General features: G+C 39.3%; 19 protein-coding genes and 1 pseudogene. 3 read left to right on the top strand and 17 right to left on the bottom strand.

What is annotated here, in order from left to right:
* Window positions 1-134: 134 nt before the first annotated feature.
* The 6 genes from clpX to PVV69_RS05060 form a co-directional block, all read right to left on the bottom strand.
* Complete coding sequence (clpX, locus tag PVV69_RS05085) at window positions 135-1,409, bottom strand: ATP-dependent Clp protease ATP-binding subunit ClpX (protein ID WP_273720840.1); 1,275 nt, start codon at window positions 1,407-1,409, stop codon at window positions 135-137.
* 181 nt (window positions 1,410-1,590) lie between these two features.
* Complete coding sequence (gene clpP / locus PVV69_RS05080) at window positions 1,591-2,223, bottom strand: ATP-dependent Clp endopeptidase proteolytic subunit ClpP (protein ID WP_273720839.1); 633 nt, start codon at window positions 2,221-2,223, stop codon at window positions 1,591-1,593.
* 144 nt (window positions 2,224-2,367) lie between these two features.
* Window positions 2,368-3,177: a hypothetical protein gene (locus PVV69_RS05075; protein WP_273756710.1), complete on the bottom strand. Its 810-nt coding sequence runs from the start codon at window positions 3,175-3,177 to the stop codon at window positions 2,368-2,370.
* Between the two features lie 10 nt (window positions 3,178-3,187).
* A complete protein-coding gene (gene trkA / locus PVV69_RS05070; protein ID WP_273720837.1) occupies window positions 3,188-4,564 on the bottom strand; it encodes a Trk system potassium transporter TrkA in 1,377 nt (458 codons plus the stop codon).
* Window positions 4,565-4,568: 4 nt separating this feature from the next.
* Window positions 4,569-5,927 carry a sigma-54 dependent transcriptional regulator gene (locus PVV69_RS05065; protein WP_273720836.1) on the bottom strand — a complete coding sequence of 453 codons (1,359 nt, stop codon included), beginning with the start codon at window positions 5,925-5,927 and terminating at the stop codon, window positions 4,569-4,571.
* 1 nt (window position 5,928) lies between these two features.
* Window positions 5,929-8,193, bottom strand: coding sequence for a PAS domain-containing sensor histidine kinase (locus PVV69_RS05060; protein ID WP_273756709.1), 2,265 nt, complete (start codon window positions 8,191-8,193; stop codon window positions 5,929-5,931).
* 178 nt (window positions 8,194-8,371) lie between these two features.
* Here PVV69_RS05060 and rirA point away from each other — a divergent pair, with 178 nt between their 5' ends.
* From rirA to PVV69_RS05045, 3 genes are read left to right on the top strand one after another with little or no spacing between them, the layout of a single operon-like run.
* The gene (gene rirA / locus PVV69_RS05055; protein WP_273756708.1) at window positions 8,372-8,818 is read left to right on the top strand and encodes an iron-responsive transcriptional regulator RirA; all 447 of its coding nucleotides are present in this window, start codon (window positions 8,372-8,374) and stop codon (window positions 8,816-8,818) included.
* 16 nt (window positions 8,819-8,834) lie between these two features.
* Window positions 8,835-10,034, top strand: coding sequence for a bifunctional 2-C-methyl-D-erythritol 4-phosphate cytidylyltransferase/2-C-methyl-D-erythritol 2,4-cyclodiphosphate synthase (locus PVV69_RS05050; RefSeq protein WP_273756707.1), 1,200 nt, complete (start codon window positions 8,835-8,837; stop codon window positions 10,032-10,034).
* Window positions 10,031-10,519 (top strand): CinA family protein, encoded by a 489-nt coding sequence (locus PVV69_RS05045; protein WP_273756706.1) that lies wholly within the window; start codon window positions 10,031-10,033, stop codon window positions 10,517-10,519. Before PVV69_RS05050 ends, PVV69_RS05045 begins: the two co-directional genes overlap by 4 nt.
* A 92-nt stretch (window positions 10,520-10,611) precedes the next feature.
* Here PVV69_RS05045 and PVV69_RS05040 read toward each other — a convergent pair whose 3' ends face one another.
* From PVV69_RS05040 to kdsA, 11 genes and pseudogenes are all read right to left on the bottom strand, one after another.
* On the bottom strand, window positions 10,612-11,073 hold the full coding sequence (locus PVV69_RS05040) for a type II toxin-antitoxin system RatA family toxin (RefSeq protein ID WP_273756705.1): 462 nt from the start codon (window positions 11,071-11,073) through the stop codon (window positions 10,612-10,614).
* Window positions 11,074-11,075: 2 nt separating this feature from the next.
* The gene (gene lipA / locus PVV69_RS05035) at window positions 11,076-12,038 is read right to left on the bottom strand and encodes a lipoyl synthase (protein ID WP_273756704.1); all 963 of its coding nucleotides are present in this window, start codon (window positions 12,036-12,038) and stop codon (window positions 11,076-11,078) included.
* A gap of 75 nt (window positions 12,039-12,113) precedes the next feature.
* Window positions 12,114-13,574, bottom strand: coding sequence for a dihydrolipoyl dehydrogenase (lpdA, locus tag PVV69_RS05030; protein WP_273756703.1), 1,461 nt, complete (start codon window positions 13,572-13,574; stop codon window positions 12,114-12,116).
* 221 nt (window positions 13,575-13,795) lie between these two features.
* The gene (locus PVV69_RS05025; protein ID WP_273756702.1) at window positions 13,796-15,121 is read right to left on the bottom strand and encodes a pyruvate dehydrogenase complex dihydrolipoamide acetyltransferase; all 1,326 of its coding nucleotides are present in this window, start codon (window positions 15,119-15,121) and stop codon (window positions 13,796-13,798) included.
* A gap of 14 nt (window positions 15,122-15,135) precedes the next feature.
* Complete coding sequence (locus PVV69_RS05020) at window positions 15,136-16,503, bottom strand: pyruvate dehydrogenase complex E1 component subunit beta (RefSeq protein WP_273756700.1); 1,368 nt, start codon at window positions 16,501-16,503, stop codon at window positions 15,136-15,138.
* 16 nt (window positions 16,504-16,519) lie between these two features.
* Window positions 16,520-17,560 carry a pyruvate dehydrogenase (acetyl-transferring) E1 component subunit alpha gene (pdhA, locus tag PVV69_RS05015; RefSeq protein WP_273756699.1) on the bottom strand — a complete coding sequence of 347 codons (1,041 nt, stop codon included), beginning with the start codon at window positions 17,558-17,560 and terminating at the stop codon, window positions 16,520-16,522.
* Between the two features lie 147 nt (window positions 17,561-17,707).
* Entirely contained in the window at window positions 17,708-18,019 is a 312-nt protein-coding gene (locus tag PVV69_RS05010; RefSeq protein ID WP_273720825.1) for a septum formation initiator family protein, read from the bottom strand.
* Between the two features lie 162 nt (window positions 18,020-18,181).
* Window positions 18,182-18,588, bottom strand: a pseudogene (locus PVV69_RS05005) (NINE protein).
* A 407-nt stretch (window positions 18,589-18,995) separates the two neighbouring features.
* Window positions 18,996-19,403 (bottom strand): TM2 domain-containing protein, encoded by a 408-nt coding sequence (locus tag PVV69_RS05000; protein ID WP_273756698.1) that lies wholly within the window; start codon window positions 19,401-19,403, stop codon window positions 18,996-18,998.
* 97 nt (window positions 19,404-19,500) lie between these two features.
* Window positions 19,501-20,769 carry a phosphopyruvate hydratase gene (eno, locus tag PVV69_RS04995; protein WP_273756697.1) on the bottom strand — a complete coding sequence of 423 codons (1,269 nt, stop codon included), beginning with the start codon at window positions 20,767-20,769 and terminating at the stop codon, window positions 19,501-19,503.
* Window positions 20,770-20,846: 77 nt separating this feature from the next.
* On the bottom strand, window positions 20,847-21,692 hold the full coding sequence (kdsA, locus tag PVV69_RS04990; RefSeq protein ID WP_273720821.1) for a 3-deoxy-8-phosphooctulonate synthase: 846 nt from the start codon (window positions 21,690-21,692) through the stop codon (window positions 20,847-20,849).
* Window position 21,693 lies beyond the last annotated feature (1 nt).

Genomic DNA, 21,693 nt, shown 5'->3' with positions numbered 1-21,693 from the left:
TCCTTTGAAAAACTTTAGCTTTCCACAATACATGAAGTGGTAACTGGGAACGTATAAATCAAGCATTATCACTACAATATCTAGAAACATCATCCTAAAATTGTGTTCATGACCACTTCTCATATCACACAACGTCATGCCGATACATTTTCTTTATCTTCTGCACACTCTGAATAAATATAAAGAGGACGTGCTTTCCCATCAACTACGTCACTCGAAATGAGCACTTTTTGAACACCTTCAAGAGCTGGTAACTCAAACATTGTCTCAAGAAGTATCTTCTCCATAATAGAACGTAAACCACGCGCACCGGTTTTACGGTCAATCGCCTTCTTCGCAATCATCCGTAACGCATCTTCATGAAATGCTAATTCAACATTTTCCATCTCAAAAAGACGTTGATATTGTTTCACCAACGCATTTTTAGGCTGTGATAAAATTTGAACAAGAGCGTTGACATCTAAATCTTCTAAGGTAGCAACAATAGGAAGACGACCAATAAATTCTGGTATTAAACCAAACTTTATAAGATCTTCAGGCTCTAAATCACGAAAAATCTCACCAACACAACGCTCATCAGGTGCTTTAACGGTAGCAGAAAAACCAATAGACGTTTTGTCACCACGTCCTGAAATAATCCGTTCCAGGCCAGCAAAAGCTCCTCCACAAATGAACAAAATATTTGTTGTATCCACTTGAAGAAACTCTTGTTGCGGATGCTTACGCCCACCTTGAGGAGGAACTGAAGCAATCGTTCCTTCCATAATTTTTAACAACGCCTGTTGAACACCTTCCCCCGAAACATCCCTTGTAATAGAAGGATTCTCAGCTTTACGAGAAATCTTATCGACTTCATCAATATAAACAATGCCACGCTGTGCACGTTCAACATTATAGTCTGCAGCTTGAAGAAGCTTTAGAATAATATTTTCAACATCTTCACCCACATAGCCTGCTTCAGTCAAAGTAGTAGCATCGGCCATGGTAAAAGGCACATCGATAATACGGGCTAATGTTTGTGCGAGATAAGTTTTACCACAGCCTGTTGGACCAACGAGGAGAATATTCGATTTTGCTAACTCAATATCATTGCTCTTAGACTGATGCGCAAGTCGCTTATAATGATTATGAACAGCAACAGAAAGAACACGCTTCGCATGTTGCTGACCAATAACGTAGTCATCAAGAACCTTTATAATCTCTTGTGGAGTAGGAACACCATCACGTGCCTTAATCCCAGAAGATTTATTTTCTTCACGAATGATATCCATACAAAGCTCTACACATTCATCACAAATGAATACTGTAGGCCCTGCGATGAGCTTACGCACCTCATGCTGACTTTTGCCGCAGAATGAGCAATAGAGAGTATTTTTTGATTCGTTCCCACTATTGCCAATTTTGCTCATTTTTCTTTCCTTTCACCACGATATATAAATACTTCGTTTTTTCAAAAGAAGTCTTTCATAAAGAAAATTATAAGACATATAAAAACCTGCGTGTCACAATATCTTTAAATGTTTTTTCTTATTTTCGCGATACTTTTACAAAGCTCTCTCTTTAAAGTAGTTCTTTTTTCTATAAAAACTCTTAATCTTTTTCATCTTTTTCGGTTTCTGCACGATATTGTATAACATCGTCAACTAAGCCAAATTGCTTGGCCTCTTCTGCTGTCATAAAATGATCACGATCAAGAGTTCTTTCAATAACCTCATAATCTTGGCCTGTATGCTGAACATAAATTTCATTTAAACGCCGTTTCATCTTTATAATATCTTGCGCATGTCGTTCAATATCTGAAGCCTGACCTTGAAAACCACCAGAGGGTTGATGCACCATAATCCGTGCATTGGGTAATGTAAAACGATGACCTTTTGCTCCAGCTGTTAAAAGTAACGACCCCATAGAGGCAGCTTGCCCCATACAAAGTGTAGAAACAGGAGGGCGAATAAACTGCATAGTATCATAAATTGCCATACCAGATGTTACGACGCCACCAGGCGAATTAATATAAAGACTAATTTCCTTCTTAGGATTTTCCGCTTCCAAAAAAAGTAATTGTGCACAAACAAGCATCGCCATACCATCTTCAACGGGACCATTAATAAAAATAATTCGCTCTTTTAAAAGACGGGAAAAAATATCATAGGCCCGCTCACCACGATTAGTTTGTTCAATAACCATAGGCACAAGGCTTAATGCTGTTTTCATTGGATCACTCATATTTTCACTTTCCGTTCATATAACAATCGCTCTTTACGCATTCAATATTTTCTCCATAGGCTAACATTACTCTGTTAAGCAAGCCATAATCAATGCTCTTCAAGAAAGATTAAAATCCTAGTGGTTAAAATAGCAATAATAACTCTAACTGAAAAATTCATCTGCATTAGGAATACGAGACACTGCCCAATGATAAAAACTCCCTTCTTGAGGTTTTTGAGTAGTCTTCATCTTTCTGTGAATATGAAACCCTATCACACGTGGATTTACAAGAGGTTCAACGCCAAAAGTTGGATCAAAGATATATTCAGTTTTTCTCCCTGTCCAATAATAAAAGGTTTCTTTTTCCTTTGCTTCATGAAAAAAACCATATCGTTTGGCTAATCGTGAAATCCCATCATTACCAAATATTGTCACTCCAAGATTTCCTGGCAAAATCGGCATTTTTCTCCTCTTCAACCAAAATGGTTTCCAAACACGACGTTTAAATCCAAGCCAATGCGGAACCATTTCTGTGCCTGCCCAATAATCTTCAAACACTTTTATAATAGGGTTATAGGGAGGAAAATAAAGTGCAGAAACACCTACTCTTACAGCATTTTCTCTGGCAAGCCAAACTTTATTCGCATCTGGATGAAATTGTTTCACGAGGTAAACGTCTGTATCTAACCAAACACCTTGCTGATATTTCATCAGCATAATACGAAAAAAATCCGAAAACTGAACAATTGTACACCCTGGTTTATCATCCGAAAAATTGGGATCAAGGCGATAAATTGCTGAACGTGGTAGAATTGATTCTGCTGCACATAATTCAACACCAGCAGGGAGATTATCTATTTTTTTATCATAACTAAAAAGCTTAACGCGTTGCCCAGTTTTGACCATTGAAGACAAACAAAGTCTATCCACCAATCTCAATTGTCCTCTATACCAAAAAGTGCAAATATCCATAGGCAATAGATTAAAAATATTCTAAACTGACACGAAAGAGCTGTTCCACATCGCGAACACACTCAACAAGAGCAAAAATCACTATCCGATCACCAGATAAAATACGTGTTTCCGCTGAAAGCTGTATGATTGTCTTATTGCGATAAATAGCACCAATTCTCAAACCATTTGATAAATTTAATTCCGACAATGACTTACCAACCAATGAAGAGGTTTGCATTACTTCAGCCTCAATAATTTCTGCCTGTCCATTAAAAACTGAATGAACCGCACGAATACGACCACGACGCATTTGTTGCAAAACTCTCGATATGGTAACACTATGTGGATTAAGATAGGCATCCACACCAACTGCACGGCTAAACTCTTGGTAAGCAACATTATTGATCAACACCATATTGGCCTTGCATCCTAATCTTTTAGCAATAATAGCACTTAAAAGATTAACCTGATCCTGATTAGTTAATGTAATCATTAAATCGGCTTGTTCAATTTTCGCGTCTTGAAGAATCACAGGATCCAATACGTTACCATATAAAACCGTTGTTTTTTCAAGTTGATCCGCAATTGTAAGCGCTCTTTCTCTATCTGATTCTATAATTTTCAATCTTAATTTATGAAGACGCTTTTCAATAGCCTGAGCAACATAAAGACCAATGTGACCACCTCCTGCAATAATCATGCGATGAGTATCTTGTTCTTTATGACCAAAAAGACCAACCGCACGACGCATTTGATCACGAGCAACAACGATATAGGTTATATCGCCAACACGCAATTGCGTCTCTGAATGCGCAATCAATAATTCTGCACCACGCTTAATAGCCGTTACTGTCGTGCGAAGATCTGGAAAAAGCTCCGTTAACTGACGCAAAGGCGTATTAATAACTGGACAATCTTCCATACATTCCAAAGCCAATGCAACAATATCATCATTACAAAAGTAAAGAACATCTATTGCACCAGGCAGAGCAATACGACGTAGAACCATTTCTCCAACTTCAACTTCGGGCGAAATAACCACATCAATGGGAATATTCTCTCTAGAAAAAAGTGTTTTATAGCGTGGTTCTAAATAAGATTGTGAACGGATACGCGCTATTTTCGTTGGAACATTAAATAAGGAATGTGCCACTTGGCAAGCAACCATATTCACCTCATCAAATAAAGTTACGGCAATCAACATATCTGCTTTGTCTGCATCAGCAGCCAAAAGAACCTCAGGTCGTGAGCCATGACCAACAAAACCTCTTACATCTAACGTATCGCGAATTTTTTCAATCAATCTTGTTTCAATATCAATAACAGTGACATCGTGATTTTCAGCAGCAAGACGCTCTGCTATTCCGTAACCAACCTGCCCTGCACCACAAATAATAACACGCATAACCTTACGAAACTCCAAGCGCTTTAAGTTTGCGATGCAAAGCTGAACGCTCCATACCTATAAACTCAGCTGTACGTGATATATTTCCACCCAAACGCCCAATCTGCGCGACCAGATACCTCTTTTCAAACAATTCCCGTGCTTCACGCAATGGTAAATCCATTATACTCTCATCTGCATCCATTTGAATACGTGGCAAAGAATCACTCACTTCACTAGGAAGAAACTCCGCTGTTATTGGACCTTCACCATCACGTACAAGAATGAGAAGGCGCTCAATATTATTGCGTAATTGCCGCACATTACCTGGCCAAGCATGCGTTTGTAAAATAGCTATCACATCATCACTAATCTCACGCGGCTTAATCCCAACCTGCTGTGATATTGTTTTAACAAAATGACGCACAAGTTCTGGGATGTCTTCACGACGCGCTGCCAATGGTGGAACTGTAATAGGAACAACAGAAAGACGGTGAAAGAGATCCTCCCTAAAACGCCCATCTGATATGAGGTTTTCTAGATTTTGTGCCGTTGAAGAAATGATACGAACATCCACTCTAACACGTTTTGTGCCTCCAACCCTCTCAAATGTCTGCCCCGTTAAAACCCGAAGAATCTTCCCCTGAGTTTCACGTGGCATGTCCGCAATTTCATCAAGATATAATATTCCACCATGAGCTTCCTCTAAGGCACCAATTTTACGCTCTCCTCCCTCCATTTCACTGCCAAACAATTCTATTTCCATTCTTTCAGGAGTAATTGTTGCAGCATTTATGGTAACAAATGGACCATTCGAACGCGTTGAAAGTGCGTGAATAGCACGTGCAACCATCTCTTTTCCTGCGCCTGAGGGACCCGTAATCATGATACGACTGTTGGTTGGTGCTACTTTTTCTATGATTTGGCGCAAATTTTTTACAACACTCGATGTTCCAAGAAGTTCTAATGTCTCATTCGAGCGTTTTCGTAATTCTAAAAGCTCACGTTTTAAACTTGAGTTTTCAAGAGTTCGTTCCGCAACCAAAACAAGCCGATCAGCTTTAAATGGTTTTTCAATGAAGTCATATGCTCCCCGTTTTATAGCAGAAACAGCTGTCTCAATATTACCATGACCTGAAATCATAACCACTGGAAGAGCAGGGTATCGCGTTTTAATTTCATCAAGCAGCGTTAAACCATCAAGACGACTTCCTTGCAACCAAATATCTAAAAAAATAAGCTTTGGAATACGCTCACTAATTTGTGCTAAAGCTTCATCAGAGTTACAAGCAACACGTGTTTCATAACCTTCATCATCCAAAATACCAGAAACAAGCTCACGAATATCTGCTTCATCATCAACAATTAAGATATCTGACACCATTCTATTCCCCTATCTTATTACTTGTAACTTGTGCAAGACTACCCTGCTTAGCCCCATATGAGGGAAACATCAAACGGATCATTGCACCACGACCTTCATAAAAACTCTTCGGCGCATCATGCAACTCCATAGAACCACCATGATCTTCAATAACTTTGCGCACAATAGCTAACCCAAGTCCTGTTCCCTTTTCCCGCGTTGTGATATAAGGTTCTAATAACTTTTGCCTTTGCTCTTTAGGAAGCCCTTTACCGTTATCAATAACATCCACAACCACACATCCTTTCTTACAATAAGAACGTATAAGAATATGACCGTGAATAGTTTCCTCTCTTATAACCGAATCTATAGATTCGCTCGCATTTTTAATAACATTGCAAAAAGCCTGCACAATAAGACGATTATCAAATGCACCCACAAGTGGTGTACTTCCTAAATCTTGCTCAAAATGAATATCATGTCGCGTAACTTCTATCAAGAAACATGCTTCACGCAGTAATTCGCGTATATCTAAAACATTCATTTGCGGTTTGGGCATACGCGCAAAAGAAGAAAATTCATCAACCATACGCCCAATATCTCCAACTTGGCGAATAATCGTATCAATACATCGCTCAAAAACCTCTTTATCTTGTGTAATAACTTTGTTGTAACGTTTACGAATACGTTCAGCCGATAATTGAATCGGAGTAAGTGGATTTTTAATTTCGTGCGCAATACGACGTGCAATATCTGCCCACGCCGATGTCCGTTGTGCTGCAACAAGATCTGTAATATCATCAATAGTGAGAACCCAAGATTGCCCCTGTCCGTCGTCTTCTTCCATGGTAATTTGTACATTATAAACGCGTTCTTGTCCTGCCACGCTTAAAGTTACTTGTTCACGATGATTCTTACGTTCTAGCGAACGTGCAAGTTGAAAAACCTGCCAAATTTCAGCACTTAATGATAAAAGGCTGTGGCCAATAACCTGCTCAGAACGAATGTCGAACATTGTTTCCATAGACCGATTGATAATTGTAATATCGCCATTATCATCAATACCAGCCACCCCTGCTGTTACACCAGATAAAACAGCTTCAGAAAAACGCCGTCTCTCATCGATTTGGTCGCGAACTGCAATCAACTCATTGCGCCGACTTTTCAATTCACTAACCATGTAATTAAACGTTTTTGATAACTGCCCAATATCCCCATCTTTTGCACGCACTGGTACAAAAACTTCCATATTCCCAGAAGCTACATCATCAGCAGCACTAATAAGAAGGCGTATAGGACGTACCAAACGATCAGCAACAGCAATTCCCGCCCAAATGGCTGATAAGAATAAACTAAAAAAAAGACACAGATAAAGCATACCAAATGCAATTTGTGTTAACAGGCGATTTTCATTTAAATCACGATAACGATCTGTATTGACTTCCGTCAAACGTAAAGCAGATAAAACTTCTTTATCAACATCGCGCACTAAATACAAAAATGTGTTTGGAATATTGGTAAATTTTAAAATAATACCAAAATAATCATGAACTCCTGGTTGAAAAGAAAAAGGTTTTGCACTCGTTGCACGCTCAATAAGATTGGAGGGGGGAATTGGGAGTTTATCTTCATCCCCAAGATTACTCGATATAAAAACAGTTCCGCTCGAACTTAACAAAAATGCACCACGTAGATTACGTCCTATAGCATGACGCGTTAATTGCATCCTATATTCAGCTGGATTACGCTCTAAAAGCTTTTTATTATCAAGGGCAAAGGCCATCGCATAGGACAAATTTTTCAAATTTTGTAGCATTTCATCCGCATATGCGTTCGCTAAATCGATAGAAGAACCAACAATTTGCCGTGTTGTCGTATCAAACCATCTATCAAGTCCTAGATTCAGTGCAGGACCAGATACAAGAGCTACAGCGACAGCTGGCATGGTTGCAACAAGTGCAAACAACGAAATAAGGCGCACATGAAGACGAGAACCTGCACGCCTCGAGCGCCACGCACGAATGATAGGGATCATCTCATAAAAAACAATGATCACAAGCCCTAAAACCCAGACACTATTAATTCCTATAAGAATGAGAGTTACACCTCTACTGGGAACAACAGGCGTTAATCCAATAAGAATGATGAATGAAACAGACGCTGTGAGCAAAGCCAAGACAATAATTGTGATACCTAAAAAGATATACACCTTACTTAAGCGATACAACTCATCGTTATAAGTATTATGATCTGCCTCTTGGAGATTTGTTATAGATGTTGTATTCATGATGCGCTTATATACCCTTATCCCATTGTTCTCATATAACCTCTTGTAACAAAAATTGACAAGTCCAGTACCGCATTTAAAATAGAGAGCCAATTTATCAAAAAGAAAAGAAACTTCTACATTTTCAAAATATCTTTAAAATAAAATGCGTCCGGTGATAGTTTACAGAGGAAATGAAATGCGGTTAACCAAACAGACAAATTATGCACTCCGAATGCTCATGTATTGTGCAGATAATCAAGGATCTCTCAGTCGTATTCCAGAAATTGCAAAAGCCTATGCTGTTTCTGAGCTTTTTTTATTTAAGATCCTTCAACCACTTGTTGAAGCAGGTTTTGTACAAACAGTGCGTGGACGCAATGGTGGTGTTAAATTGGCTAAGCCCGCAGAAGAAATTTCAGTGGCTGATGTTGTAAAAGTAACAGAAGATAATTTTTCTATGGCAGAATGTTTTGATACGACAGAAACTCATTGTCCATTGATCGATTTTTGTGGTTTAAACACTGCCCTTCAAAAAGCATTAAACGCTTTTTTTGATGTATTGTCAGTCATATCTCTTGCGGATTTAAAACGCCCAACTTTTCAAAAACAATTTAAAACTGATGATCATAAAACAATAAACTAAAATCATAAAAAGGAGATTGAATATTTCTATCGCAGCAGTCATATTAGCCGCTGGACGCGGTAAAAGAGTAGGAACTCCACAAGAAATTCCAAAACAATACCGGATTCTTGGACAAGAGCCGGTTATTTGTCATACGGTGCGTTGTTTTTTACTGCATCCAGCTATTACAACACTTATCCTCGTTATTCATCCTGAAGATCATCAAATCTGTGCACAAGCTATTGCTGATTTTAAAGAACAGCTCATCATCGTTGAAGGAGGTGCTACACGTCAGATATCCACCTTACGTGGGCTTCATGCACTCAAAAAAATAAAACCCCAATATGTGCATATTCATGATGGTGCACGCCCCTTTATAGAAAAACAACTCCTCGATAAAATCCATACCAACCTCACCCACCAAGAAGGTGTTCTTCCCGTTCTTGCTGTCTCTGATACCCTTAAACGTGTTAATAGTGCACATTCTGTTGTAGAAACAATTCCACGCAGCCACCTTTATAGTGCACAAACACCCCAATGTTTTCCCTTCAAAGACATCTTAACGGCCCATGAAAAAGCAAGACAAGCAGGAAAAAAAGAATTCACTGATGATTCTGCAATCGCCGAATGGTTTGGGATTCCTATGCGTACTGTTCCTGGCGATCCTCACAACATAAAAATTACATGGCACGAAGATTTTGATACTGCACATTTCTATCTCCAGAAAAAAATGCAAATATTCCCTGATATCCGTACTGGCAATGGCTATGATGTTCACGCATTCGAGGAAGGAACTTTTCTTGTATTATGCGGCGTAAAAATTCCTTTTCATAAAAAATTAAATGGGCACTCCGATGCTGATGTCGCTCTTCATGCATTAACAGATGCTCTTCTTGCAACGCAAGGAGCAGGAGATATCGGTACCTATTTTCCCCCCTCTGATCCTCAATGGAAAGGGGTATCTTCAGAAATTTTTCTCTGTCATGCTCTTGATATTGTGAAACAAGCAAGTGGTCGTATTGCTAATGTTGATATCACTTTGATTGCCGAAGAACCTAAAATTGGCCCCTATCGTCATGCAATGGTAGAAAATCTTATGAATATGCTCACAATTTCACCTGATCGAATCTCCATCAAAGCAACAACAAATGAAAAGCTTGGATTTATTGGTCGTGGTGAAGGTATTGCTGCTTTTGTAACAGTGAGCGTCCTTTATCCAGGAGAAGTTCCAAAATGACATATTTTTGTGAAAAACAAGCACATGAAGTTCTTGTAGCTTGTCGCCAAAAAGGTTTGCGTTTAGCAACTATCGAGTCTTGCACTGGAGGGCTCATTGCTGCAAGTCTCACCAATATTGCAGGATCATCCGATGTACTCGATTGTGGATTCGTTGTTTATTCAAATGAAGCTAAAACACGCCTTGTTGGCGTGTGTGCTGAACTTATAAAAACCTATGGTGCCGTTTCAAAAGAAGTTGCTCTTGCAATGGCAGAGGGTGGATTAAAACATTCATATGCTGGAATTGCCGTTGCTGTAACAGGAATTGCAGGACCAGGAGGAGCATCTCTCGATAAACCTGTGGGGCTTGTGCATTTGGCTGTTGCTTACAAAAATCACAAAACCTTACACAGAGAAATGCGCTTTGGTAAGCTTGATCGCAAGGCTATTCGTTATGCAACCGTTGAAAATGCTTTGAAAATGCTTTTGAAGTCTCTCCAATGAAGCTCTCTCTATCTGATTTCCAGATTTTATATTACCACGACTACCGTATATAACTTACAATAGGTATCATACAAAAACGCCAACTCAATACATTATGTGACAGGAGGTCCATAGATTTGATGCGCACGCATTTCAAAAGCATCGGTAAATTTGTGAAAAGCAATATCAAACATTGAGCCCATGACCAGCTTAAGCATTTTGCTTTTAAATTCATAATCAATAAAAAATTCTACATTACACGAATTGCTATTCTCAATAGCATGAAAAGCCCAACGATTTTCAAGATATTTGAATGGACCATCAATATATTTAACCTCTATGAGATTTTTTTTCGGTTGAAGAAATACTTGGGTCGTGAAAATTTCTCGAATAACCTTATAACCAACGATCATGTCAGCAAGAAGCAATGTCTTTTCTTCACATTCTTTGCGAGAGCGAACTATTAAAGCCTCACACATCGGTAAAAATTCAGGATAACGTTCAATATCTGAAACAAGATTAAACATCTCACTCGCACTATGGGCAATCTGCCGATGTGTTGTAAAAGTTGGCATAACTATCTCTGTAAGGCAAATTTTTCATCACGCGCCTTTTGCAAAATCGCAAAATCATCGCCCGCATGATGCGATGAACGGGTCAGAGGATTAGAAGCCATATGTAAAAAACCCTTGACTTTACCAATTTTGGCAAAAGACTCAAATTCTTCAGGAGTCACAAAACGAATAACCGGATGATGCTTTCGTGTAGGCTGCAAATATTGCCCAATTGTCATAAAGTCAACATCTGCAGAGCGTAAATCATCCATCAATTGAAGAATTTCATTTCTCTCCTCCCCAAGTCCAACCATAATTCCTGATTTTGTAAAGATTGTCGGGTCAAGTTCTTTTACGCGTTGTAAGAGACGAATCGAATGAAAATAACGTGCTCCTGGGCGAACCTTTAAATATTTAGAAGGAACCGTTTCTAAATTATGATTAAAAACATCAGGTTTAGCAGCAACAACAATTTCCAAAGCTCCATCCTTATGGCGAAAATCAGGTGTGAGGACTTCAATTGTTGTCTTAGGAGCTTTTCGACGAATCGCATAAATTACTTTCGCAAAATGCTCAGCACCACCATCAGCAAGATCATCACGATCAACCGATGTAATAACAACGTGTTTTAATTCCATCCGTGCAACAGCATCTGCTACACGTTCTGGCTCGTTCTCATCAACAGTAAGTGGAATACCTGTTGCAACATTGCAAAACGCACATGCCCGTGTACATATTTCACCCAAAATCATAAAGCTGGCATGACGCTGGCTCCAACATTCCCCAATATTTGGACAACCTGCTTCTTCACATACGGTTACTAATTTATAAGCACGGACAATACCATGCGTTTCCTTATAGATCTGTGACGTTGGCGCTTTTACACGAATCCAATCCGGTTTTTTTTGAATGTTTGTATCCGGACGATGTGCCTTCTCAGGATGACGCAAACGTCTATTCGTAACTCTATCAACAACCGTAACCATTTAAGCCTTTGCCTTATCAATATGGAGTGCCAATGAGCAAATTAAACACCAAATTTTTTATTGGCGCTCCAGTCGTCAAGCATTTAAAACTTGACCATAAGCATCCAATACACTTTCTTTCATCATTTCCGATAATGTCGGATGCGGAAAGACAGTATGCATCAATTCTTCCTCGGTTGTTTCCAGATTCATGGCAATAACAAAACCTTGTATCAGTTCTGTTACCTCCGCCCCTACCATATGGGCACCAAGAAGCTGTCCCGTTTTTTTATCAAAAATAGTTTTCACTAAGCCTTGATCTTCACCCAAAGCAATCGCTTTACCATTCGCTGAAAAGGAATAACGACCAACTCGTATATCATACCCTGCTTCTTTTGCTGCCGCCTCCGAAAGCCCTACGGATGCAACTTGCGGTGTACAATAAGTACAGCCTGGAATTTTTCTCTTATCAAGCGGATGAACATTTTCCAAACCTGCAAGACGTTCAATGCATATCACACCTTCTTCTTCTGCTTTATGTGCTAACATAGGTGGACCAGCGACATCACCAATGGCATAGATACCCTCTACACCTGTCCAACTCCATTCATCGGTTACAATGCATCCACGATCGGTTTTTATGCCTAATATTTCCAGCCCCAAATTTTCAATATTGCCCTGAACTCCAACAGCTGAAATCAATCGATCCGCTGTGACCATTTCTGTCTTACCTTTCACATCAATATGTGCAATGAGAGAATCGGCAGCTTTTTCAACCTTTGTTACTTTTGCTTGGCTAAGAATACGGATACCTTTTCTCTCTAACTGTTTACAAGCAAATGCAGAGATTTCGATATCTTCAGCCGGCATGATGTTAGGCATCATTTCAACAACAGTGACCTCGGCTCCCATATCATGATAAAAAGAAGCAAATTCAATGCCAATTGCCCCAGATCCCATAACCAAAAGTGATTTCGGTATTGCATGGGGAATCATCGCTTCAAAATAAGTCCAAATGCGCTTTCCATCTGGTTCAATACCAGGAAGCACACGAGGACGTGCGCCCGTTGCGATAATGATGTATTTTGCTTGATAAGTCCCTTCTCCTAATGTTCCTTTAGGTACTGGATTTTGCGGTTGCATAATCGGTTTGGATGATGCAGAAACCACGATTTCTGCAAGCTGGCTTCCTTTTGCGGCCTTTGTAAATTTTGCTTCACCCCAAATAATATCGATTTTGTTTTTCTTCATTAAAAAACCAACACCAGCATTTAAACGCCCTGAAACGGCGCGTGACCGCGCAACAACATCTTTTATATTTGCTTCAATGGAACCGTTAAGATTTAAACCATAATTTTTTGCCTGCTCAGCCAAATGTTTTATTTCTGCTGAACGCAAAAGCGCCTTTGTTGGAATACATCCCCAATTTAAGCAAATTCCACCTAGATGTTCACGTTCAACAATCGCAGTCTTGAAGCCACATTGTGCCGCACGAATTGCGGTTACATATCCACCAGGTCCAGATCCAATCACAATTACATCATAAAGATTCGCCACAGTAATCCCTCCATGGATATACACAAAACAGATACACACTCTTTGAGCTTAAAACTAAAAAAATAATATGACAAAATTCTCTTGTGTCTTTCACTCTCAGTTTCACATAAAATGCCTTTGCCAAATCAACAGCAATACCTCTAATTAAACTCTTTAAATCCGCTTTTACAATATTAACATATCACGCATACAAACATTTCACGTGAAGCATTTTTAAAAACTCAAATGAGCATTGCTAATGGATTTTCAATCATCTTCTTAAAAGTCCGTGCAAGTTCTGCTGCCAGTGCACCATCAACAGCACGATGATCAACGGAAAGTGTAACAGACATGATGCTCGCAATCCCTAATGCACCATTTTTAACAACGGCACGTTGTTCACCTACACCAACAGCAAAAATTGTCGCATGCGGTGGGTTAAGAATAGCAGAAAAACTTTTCACACCATACATCCCCATATTTGACACAGCTGTCGTGCCCCCTTGATATTCTTCCATTTTTAACTTGCGCTCACGTGCACGCTTTGCAAAATCTTTCATCTCGTTAGAAATAATCGATAAAGACTTTTCCTCTGCATGGCGGACAATTGGGGTAATTAATCCCTCCGGAACAGAAACAGCTACCCCAACATCACAGTGTTTGTGATAGAGTATTCCACCTTCCAGCCAAGAAACATTCGCATCGGGCAAAGCTTTTAAAGAAAGTGCTACAGCTTTAATAACCATATCATTAACGGACAGCTTATAAGCGGGCTTTCCCCCCTCTTGCGTCTTAACTATTGGTGCAGCAGCATTTAATTGCGCACGCAGTTCCAATAATGCATCGAGCTCACAATCCACCGTCACATAGAAATGTGGTACTGTTTGTTTTGATTCGACCAAACGTTTAGCGATTATTTTACGCATATTATTATGAGATGTGAATGTATATTCATCCTCTTTGAAGAGTGTCAGTATCTGTTCGTCAGAAGAACCTGCCACTACCAAAGGACCAGTTTGTGATGAAGGCGTCGTTAAAATATCACCACTCATAGCTTTTTCTACATCGCGCTTGATAATACGCCCGTGGGGGCCGCTACCAGAAACAAGTGATAAATCGAGACCAGCTTGAGCTGCTAACCGCCGAGCCAAGGGGGAAGCAAAAAAACGTATATCCTTTTTATCCTGCTGTATGACTTGCTGAACCGATGACACATGAGAAGCTTGTGTTGTCTTTGAAGCTATCTGTTTTGCATCCTCTGTTTCTCTCATGGCAAAAGCAGAAGAATTTTCTTCTGCAATTTTTGCCACTTCGGCTAAGTCTTCACCTTCTGCTGCTAAAATCATAATTAAACTATTTACTTTAACGCCTTGCGTTCCAGAAGGAACAACAATTTTGGCAACCGTCCCCTCATCAACGGCCTCTACTTCCATTGTTGCCTTATCTGTCTCAATTTCAGCAATAACATCACCAGAAGAAACTTTATCGCCTACCTTAACATTCCATTTTGATAAATTTCCTTCTTCCATTGTTGGAGAAAGCGCAGGCATGGTAATTTTAATGGGCATAGTGCTTTCCTCCGTTATGTTCTATAAGTTACAGCCTTAACGGCTTCAACAATTTCAGAAGTGCTCGGTAAAGCCAACTTTTCAAGATTAGCAGCATAGGGCATCGGAACATCTTTACCAGAAATGGTAGCAATTGGCGCATCAAGATAATCAAAAGCCTGCTGCATAACACGCGTTGCTATTTCTGTTCCAACAGATGACTGAGGATATCCCTCCTCAATGGTTACCAAGCGACCTGTCTTCTTGACTGACGAAATAATTGTTGGAAGATCCATTGGACGAATGGTTCGTAAATCAATTAATTCAACATCAATGCCAAGTTTTTCAATTTCTGGCAACGCTTGAATCGCATAATGCATACCAATCCCACAGGCAACAATCGTAACATCTTGTCCAGATTTATGAATACGCGCTTTCCCGATAGGTAGAACAAAATCATCTATTTGAGGCACATCAAATTGATGACCATACAAAATCTCATTTTCAAGGAAAATAACAGGATTGTCATCACGAATAGCAGCTTTTAGCAAACCTTTTGCATCCCCAGCACTATAAGGCATGACAACTTTAAGTCCTGGCACATGACTATACCAAGCAGCGTAGCACTGAGAATGCTGGGCCCCAACACGTGCAGCCGCCCCATTGGGACCTCGAAAAACCATAGGAGCAGTCATTTGTCCACCAGACATGTAACGGGTTTTTGCTGCAGAGTTAATAATTTGATCAATGGCCTGCATGGCAAAATTAAATGTCATAAACTCGACAATGGGGCGCAATCCCCCAAAAGCAGCACCAACAGCCAATCCTGCAAAACCATGTTCTGTAATTGGTGTATCAATAACCCGGCGTGCACCAAATTCTTCCAATAGCCCTTGGCTAACCTTATAAGCTCCTTGATATTGTGCGACCTCTTCCCCCATGAGAAAAACCTTTTCATCACGTCGCATTTCTTCAGCCATAGCTTGATTAAGCGCTTCGCGCACCGTCATTGTAACCATTTGTGTCCCCGCTGGAATATCAAAATCAGGAAGTGTATCCAAAATAGGAGGTTGTAGCACTGATGAAGAAAAAGAAGCGTTCCCAGTTTTTTGATGCATACTTAGAGAATCGGTCGTTTGTGAAATGCCCTCAACCGTTTCACCTTCTTCCAACAATACTGCAATAACGGTGTTAACCTTCACACCTTCAGAACCTTCAGGCACACAAATTTTACCAAGAATACCTTCATCAACAGCCTCTACTTCCATCATGGCTTTATCTGTTTCAATTTCAGCAATGATGTCACCAGAGATCACTTTATCGCCTTCTTTCTTGAGCCATTTAGACAATTTACCTTCTTCCATCGTTGGTGAAAGCGCTGGCATCAAAATATCAATAGACATATTCGCTTCCCTCGCATCAAACTAAAACATCAGTATAGAGCTCAGAAGCATCTGGCTCTTGATCATGCTGTGCAAAATCTGTTGCATCCGCAACAATTGCACGGACCTCTTTATCAATAGATTTTAAATCGTCTTCACTTGCAAAGCCTTGTTCAAGAATCCGATTCTTTACTTGATCAATGGGATCCTGTTCCTCTTTTATTTTCTGAACTTCTTCTTTTGAGCGATATTTTGCTGGATCAGACATGGAGTGACCACGATAACGATAAGTCTGCATATCAAGAATGATTGGCCCTTTGCCTGAGCGTGCCCAAGAAATTGCTTCATCAGCAGCTCCTTTTACTGCCCGAACATCCATACCATCAACAACAAAACCTGGAATTTCAAAGGAAAGACCACGACGAGAAAAATCAGTCTCGGCCGATGCTCGTGCAACAGACGTTCCCATAGCATACTGATTATTTTCAATAATATAAATAACAGGAAGCTTCCAAAGCGAAGCCATATTAAAACTTTCGTAAACCTGTCCTTGATTGGCAGCACCATCACCAAAATACACTAATGCCACATTGTCTTTACCAAGGTACTGATTCGAAAATGCCAACCCAGAGCCAATTGGGACTTGTGCACCAACAATGCCATGCCCACCATAAAAATTCTTTTCTTTTGAAAACATATGCATCGAGCCCCCTTTGCCCTTAGAAAAGCCACCCCGACGCCCCGTTAATTCTGCCATGACACCACGTGGGCTCATACCAACCGCCAACATATGGCCATGATCACGGTAAGAGGTAATAACCTGATCACCTTCTTTTGCTGCCTGCAATGTTCCAATAACAACAGCTTCTTGCCCAATATAGAGATGACAAAATCCACCAATAAACCCCATACCATAAAGCTGCCCCGCCTTTTCTTCAAAGCGACGAATTAAAAGCATCTCACGATAAGCATCAATTTCTTCTTTTTTTGTAAAATGCGCTATTGGTGCTCTCTTTGTGGTGTTTGATAATGCAGTGTGCACCACCGATGCAGAACCTTTTTTAGATTTTTCTGCCATACTAAACTCCCTTTTATGATTGTTTAGGAATAACCGTTACGAACAAAAGTTACAAGCATTATCCATCAGCTTAAATGCTCTCACCGGCAGTTGTTTTAAAATATTTTTAAAAATTGAGTGATCTTTCATCGACTTTTAATATCATTTTCAAGGCGTTAGAATTGTTAGCTCATTTGCCTTAGAGAAATTCAAATTCTTCCGAATATACTCATCCAACATATCTCTCTCAATGTGCCCATTGCGTAAAAGAGCAATACGCTTTTCAATGGATAACCGTTCAGATTCTACCTGATAAAGTTCCTCTTCTAATTCAACAATACGCTGATTAACTTCACTGCGTGAATACAACCCATATTCACCATGGTAAATGTGATAACTGAAATAGCTTAAAACACCCACCGTCATAATTGGGAGCACAAAGCGTACTTTTATTGATCTGCGTTTTTGCTTTGTCCACATATAATAGCACAGTCTTTACAACATAATTCTCTTAACATTTGCTCAACTATGCATAATTTTGATTAATACCTCATTACCAAATCTACATATGCAAATAATTTGTTATTACATGCTAAATAGCCATGCCACATTAACTATTTTTATATTAATATACGCTCTTTACTAATTTGTGACTCTATTCCCATCTTTATCAGTAAATTTCCCTGTCAAAATAAATACAAGATCAATAACGCGCCAAATCAAAGTCACAGTTAACCCAATAACTGATAAAGATAGAATAAGCATTAAAACACCCGTTCCAACTTTACCAACCATAAAGCGGTGAATTCCCAATAAACCAAAAAACCAACAAACAATTGCCACTATCGCTTGTGGTTGTTCTGACGGTTGTTGCCCCAAAAGAGGAACAACAGATTTAATGCTATCCCCTTCACACACAAAATCAACGGCATCACCCACCTTGGGTGGATTTTTCCTAACCAATCCCAACTCGAGAATTGATAGCGTTTACCATCATCACCCAAAACTAGATAAACACTTTGATCCTGACCAATAATTCTACCTCTCATTTCTACCACCTCTAAAATTGTTACGTACTGTTATTTATAAAATAAGTTTTTGCTCTCTTGATAAACTGTTGATCAGCTTTACGGCATGAATACAAGCCGTACTCACCAGAATAAATAGATAGTGAAATAGCTTAAAATTCCCCCCAATGATCTTAAATTTCCCACCGCTATAAACGAGTAATACAAAACACACGAACGATTTGTGTACCTATTTTATTCATAATAAAATAGGTACAGTCTTTCTTTATACTGTTAAATCAATTGTGCATAATTTTAAAATATTTTAACAACTATACACATTAGAGCTTTTTATTATATATTTAATACATGCAATATTTTAATACATTTACTGTAAAAAAGTAAATAATATTATTTACTTTTTATATTTTATTTGTAATGCAAAATTTCTACCAACGTGTAATTTGCTTGCCATCTTTGTCAGTAAACTTTCCCCCCGTAATGACTATAAAGTCAATAATTACCCAAATTCCTGTAACCATCAAGCCAAAAAGTGTTAAAGAGAGAATAAGCATTAAAGCACCAGTTTTCACTTTACCAACCATAAAACGATGAACACCAAATACACCAGAGACCCAACAAATAAGTGCTAATATTGGCTTTGAAGGCTCTGAATCTTGTTGTAACAATGGAAAAACAGAATTAACATTATCGCCTTCACACACAAAATCAACGCTATCACCTATCCGTGGTGGATTTTTTCCTAGCCAATCCCAAGTCGCAAATTGATAACGCCTACCATCATCTCCAGAAACGAGATAAGTTCCCTGATCTTGACTGATAATTATACCTCTCATCTTTTAACACCTATAAAATCTTTGCCCCCCCTATCTCCTACAATTAAACTTACAATCCCAATGATATTCATCATTTAAAATGTTATGATCACCACGATCAACGGCGCAAACAACCAGCATAACATGCCTGATTGCCTAGCATTTCTTCAATACGAATGAGCTGATTATATTTTGCTAATCTATCTGAACGTGCAAGCGAACCCGTTTTAATCTGCCCACAATTCGTTGCAACAGCAAGATCTGCAATAAAAGAATCTTCCGTTTCACCTGAACGATGAGATATAATGGCACGGTAACCTGCTTTATGCGCTGTTTCTACAGCATCAAGCGTTTCACTCAACGTGCCAATCTGATTTACTTTGATAAGAATGGAATTGGCTGCTCCCATTTTGATACCATCACGCAAACGTGCGGAATTTGTTACAAACAAATCATCACCAACAAGCTGGCATTTTGTACCAATCGAATTTGTAAGTAACTTCCAACCTTCCCAATCATCCTCAGCCATCCCGTCCTCAATCGTAATAATGGGATAAGTTTCAACAAGTCGCGCTAAATAATCGACTTGTTCTCCCACATCACGACATTTACCCTCACCTTTATAAAAATACGAACCATTTTTATAAAATTCGGTTGAAGCACAATCTAAACCAAGAGCAATCTGCTCACCTGGCTGATATCCACACGCTATAATAGATTCCATAATGAAATCAATTGCCTGTTCCGCACCTTTAAATTGCGGTGCAAAACCACCTTCATCACCAACATTGGTATTATGACCTGCATCTTTTAAACGTTTTTTTAACGTATGGAAAATTTCAGCGCCATAGCGGACAGCTTCTTTCACTGTCGGCGCTCCTATAGGAATAATCATAAATTCTTGAAAATCAATCGGGTTATCAGCATGAACACCACCATTAATAATATTCATCATAGGTGTGGGAAGAACATGCGCTTGTACACCACCAATATAACGATATAAAGGCAGACTTAATGAATTTGCTGCCGCTTTTGCAACAGCCAATGAAACACCCAGAAGTGCATTCGCACCTAGACGTGCTTTATTGGGTGTGCCATCCAAGGCAATCATCGCTTGATCAATGGCAATTTGATCTCTTGCATCTCGCCCGCCAAGCTCTTCAAGAATTTCGCCATTTATTGCAGAAACTGCTTTTTCAACACCCTTTCCTTGATAACGCATACCACCATCACGAAGCTCAATAGCTTCATGAGCTCCTGTTGATGCACCAGAGGGAACAAGAGCACGGCCAAAAGCCCCATCTTCCAAATGAACATCAACTTCTACCGTTGGATTACCTCGGCTATCAAGTATTTCACGTCCAATGATATCAACAATTATAGCCATGTGTTTTTCCTCATCCAACAAAACCCTCGATTTATTTTTAACACCATAATGATGCAATATCCCCTATAATTGTATATTCAATTAATCCTTTTGGATAAATAATCAAATTCCATTAAAGTCTCAAGCAATCTTTGCAACTGATCAATTTTAACCATATTCGGTCCATCAGAAGGAGCATTATCAGGATCTTGATGTGTTTCTAAAAAAAGACCTGCTACCCCAATCGAAACAGCTGCACGCGCCAAAACTCCAACAAATTGACGCTGTCCACCAGATGAATCGCCTTGACCACCTGGCTCTTGAACAGAATGCGTTGCATCAAAGATAACAGGAGCACCAAATGAACGTAAAATAGGTAATGAACGCATATCAGAAATAAGCCTGTTATAACCAAATGAAGTTCCTCTCTCACAAAGCATAACATTCGGATTACCGCTTTGTGTGACCTTTCTTAAGACATTCTTCATATCCCACGGCGCTAAAAACTGACCTTTCTTAATATTGATAACACGTCCCGTTTTGGCTGCTGCTACCAAAAGATCTGTTTGACGACATAAAAAAGCAGGGATTTGCAAAATATCTACTGTGGAAGCAATCATCGTGCATTGCTCTTCTGTATGCACATCCGTCAAGATCGGACAACCAAATTCCTTCTTCAAATCAGCAAAAATAGCCATTGCTTTTTCAAGACCAATACCACGTGCCGCATCTAAAGATGTCCTGTTGGCTTTATCGTAACTTGATTTATAAACAAATCTCATACCAACTTGATCGGTAATTGTCTTGATCCGACCAGCCATTTCAAAAGCGTGATCTCTACTTTCTATCTGACATGGTCCCGCAATCAATGAAAAAGGTGCTTCATTTGAAAAAACAACATTTCCAACTTTCACAAGAGCATTTGGGGCATTTTGTTCAGACATT

Origin of the sequence: Bartonella sp. MM73XJBT (assembly GCF_028618465.1) — a bacterium.
Taxonomy (GTDB): Bacteria; Pseudomonadota; Alphaproteobacteria; order Rhizobiales; family Rhizobiaceae; genus Bartonella.
This window is presented reverse-complemented; position numbering and strand designations above follow the sequence as displayed.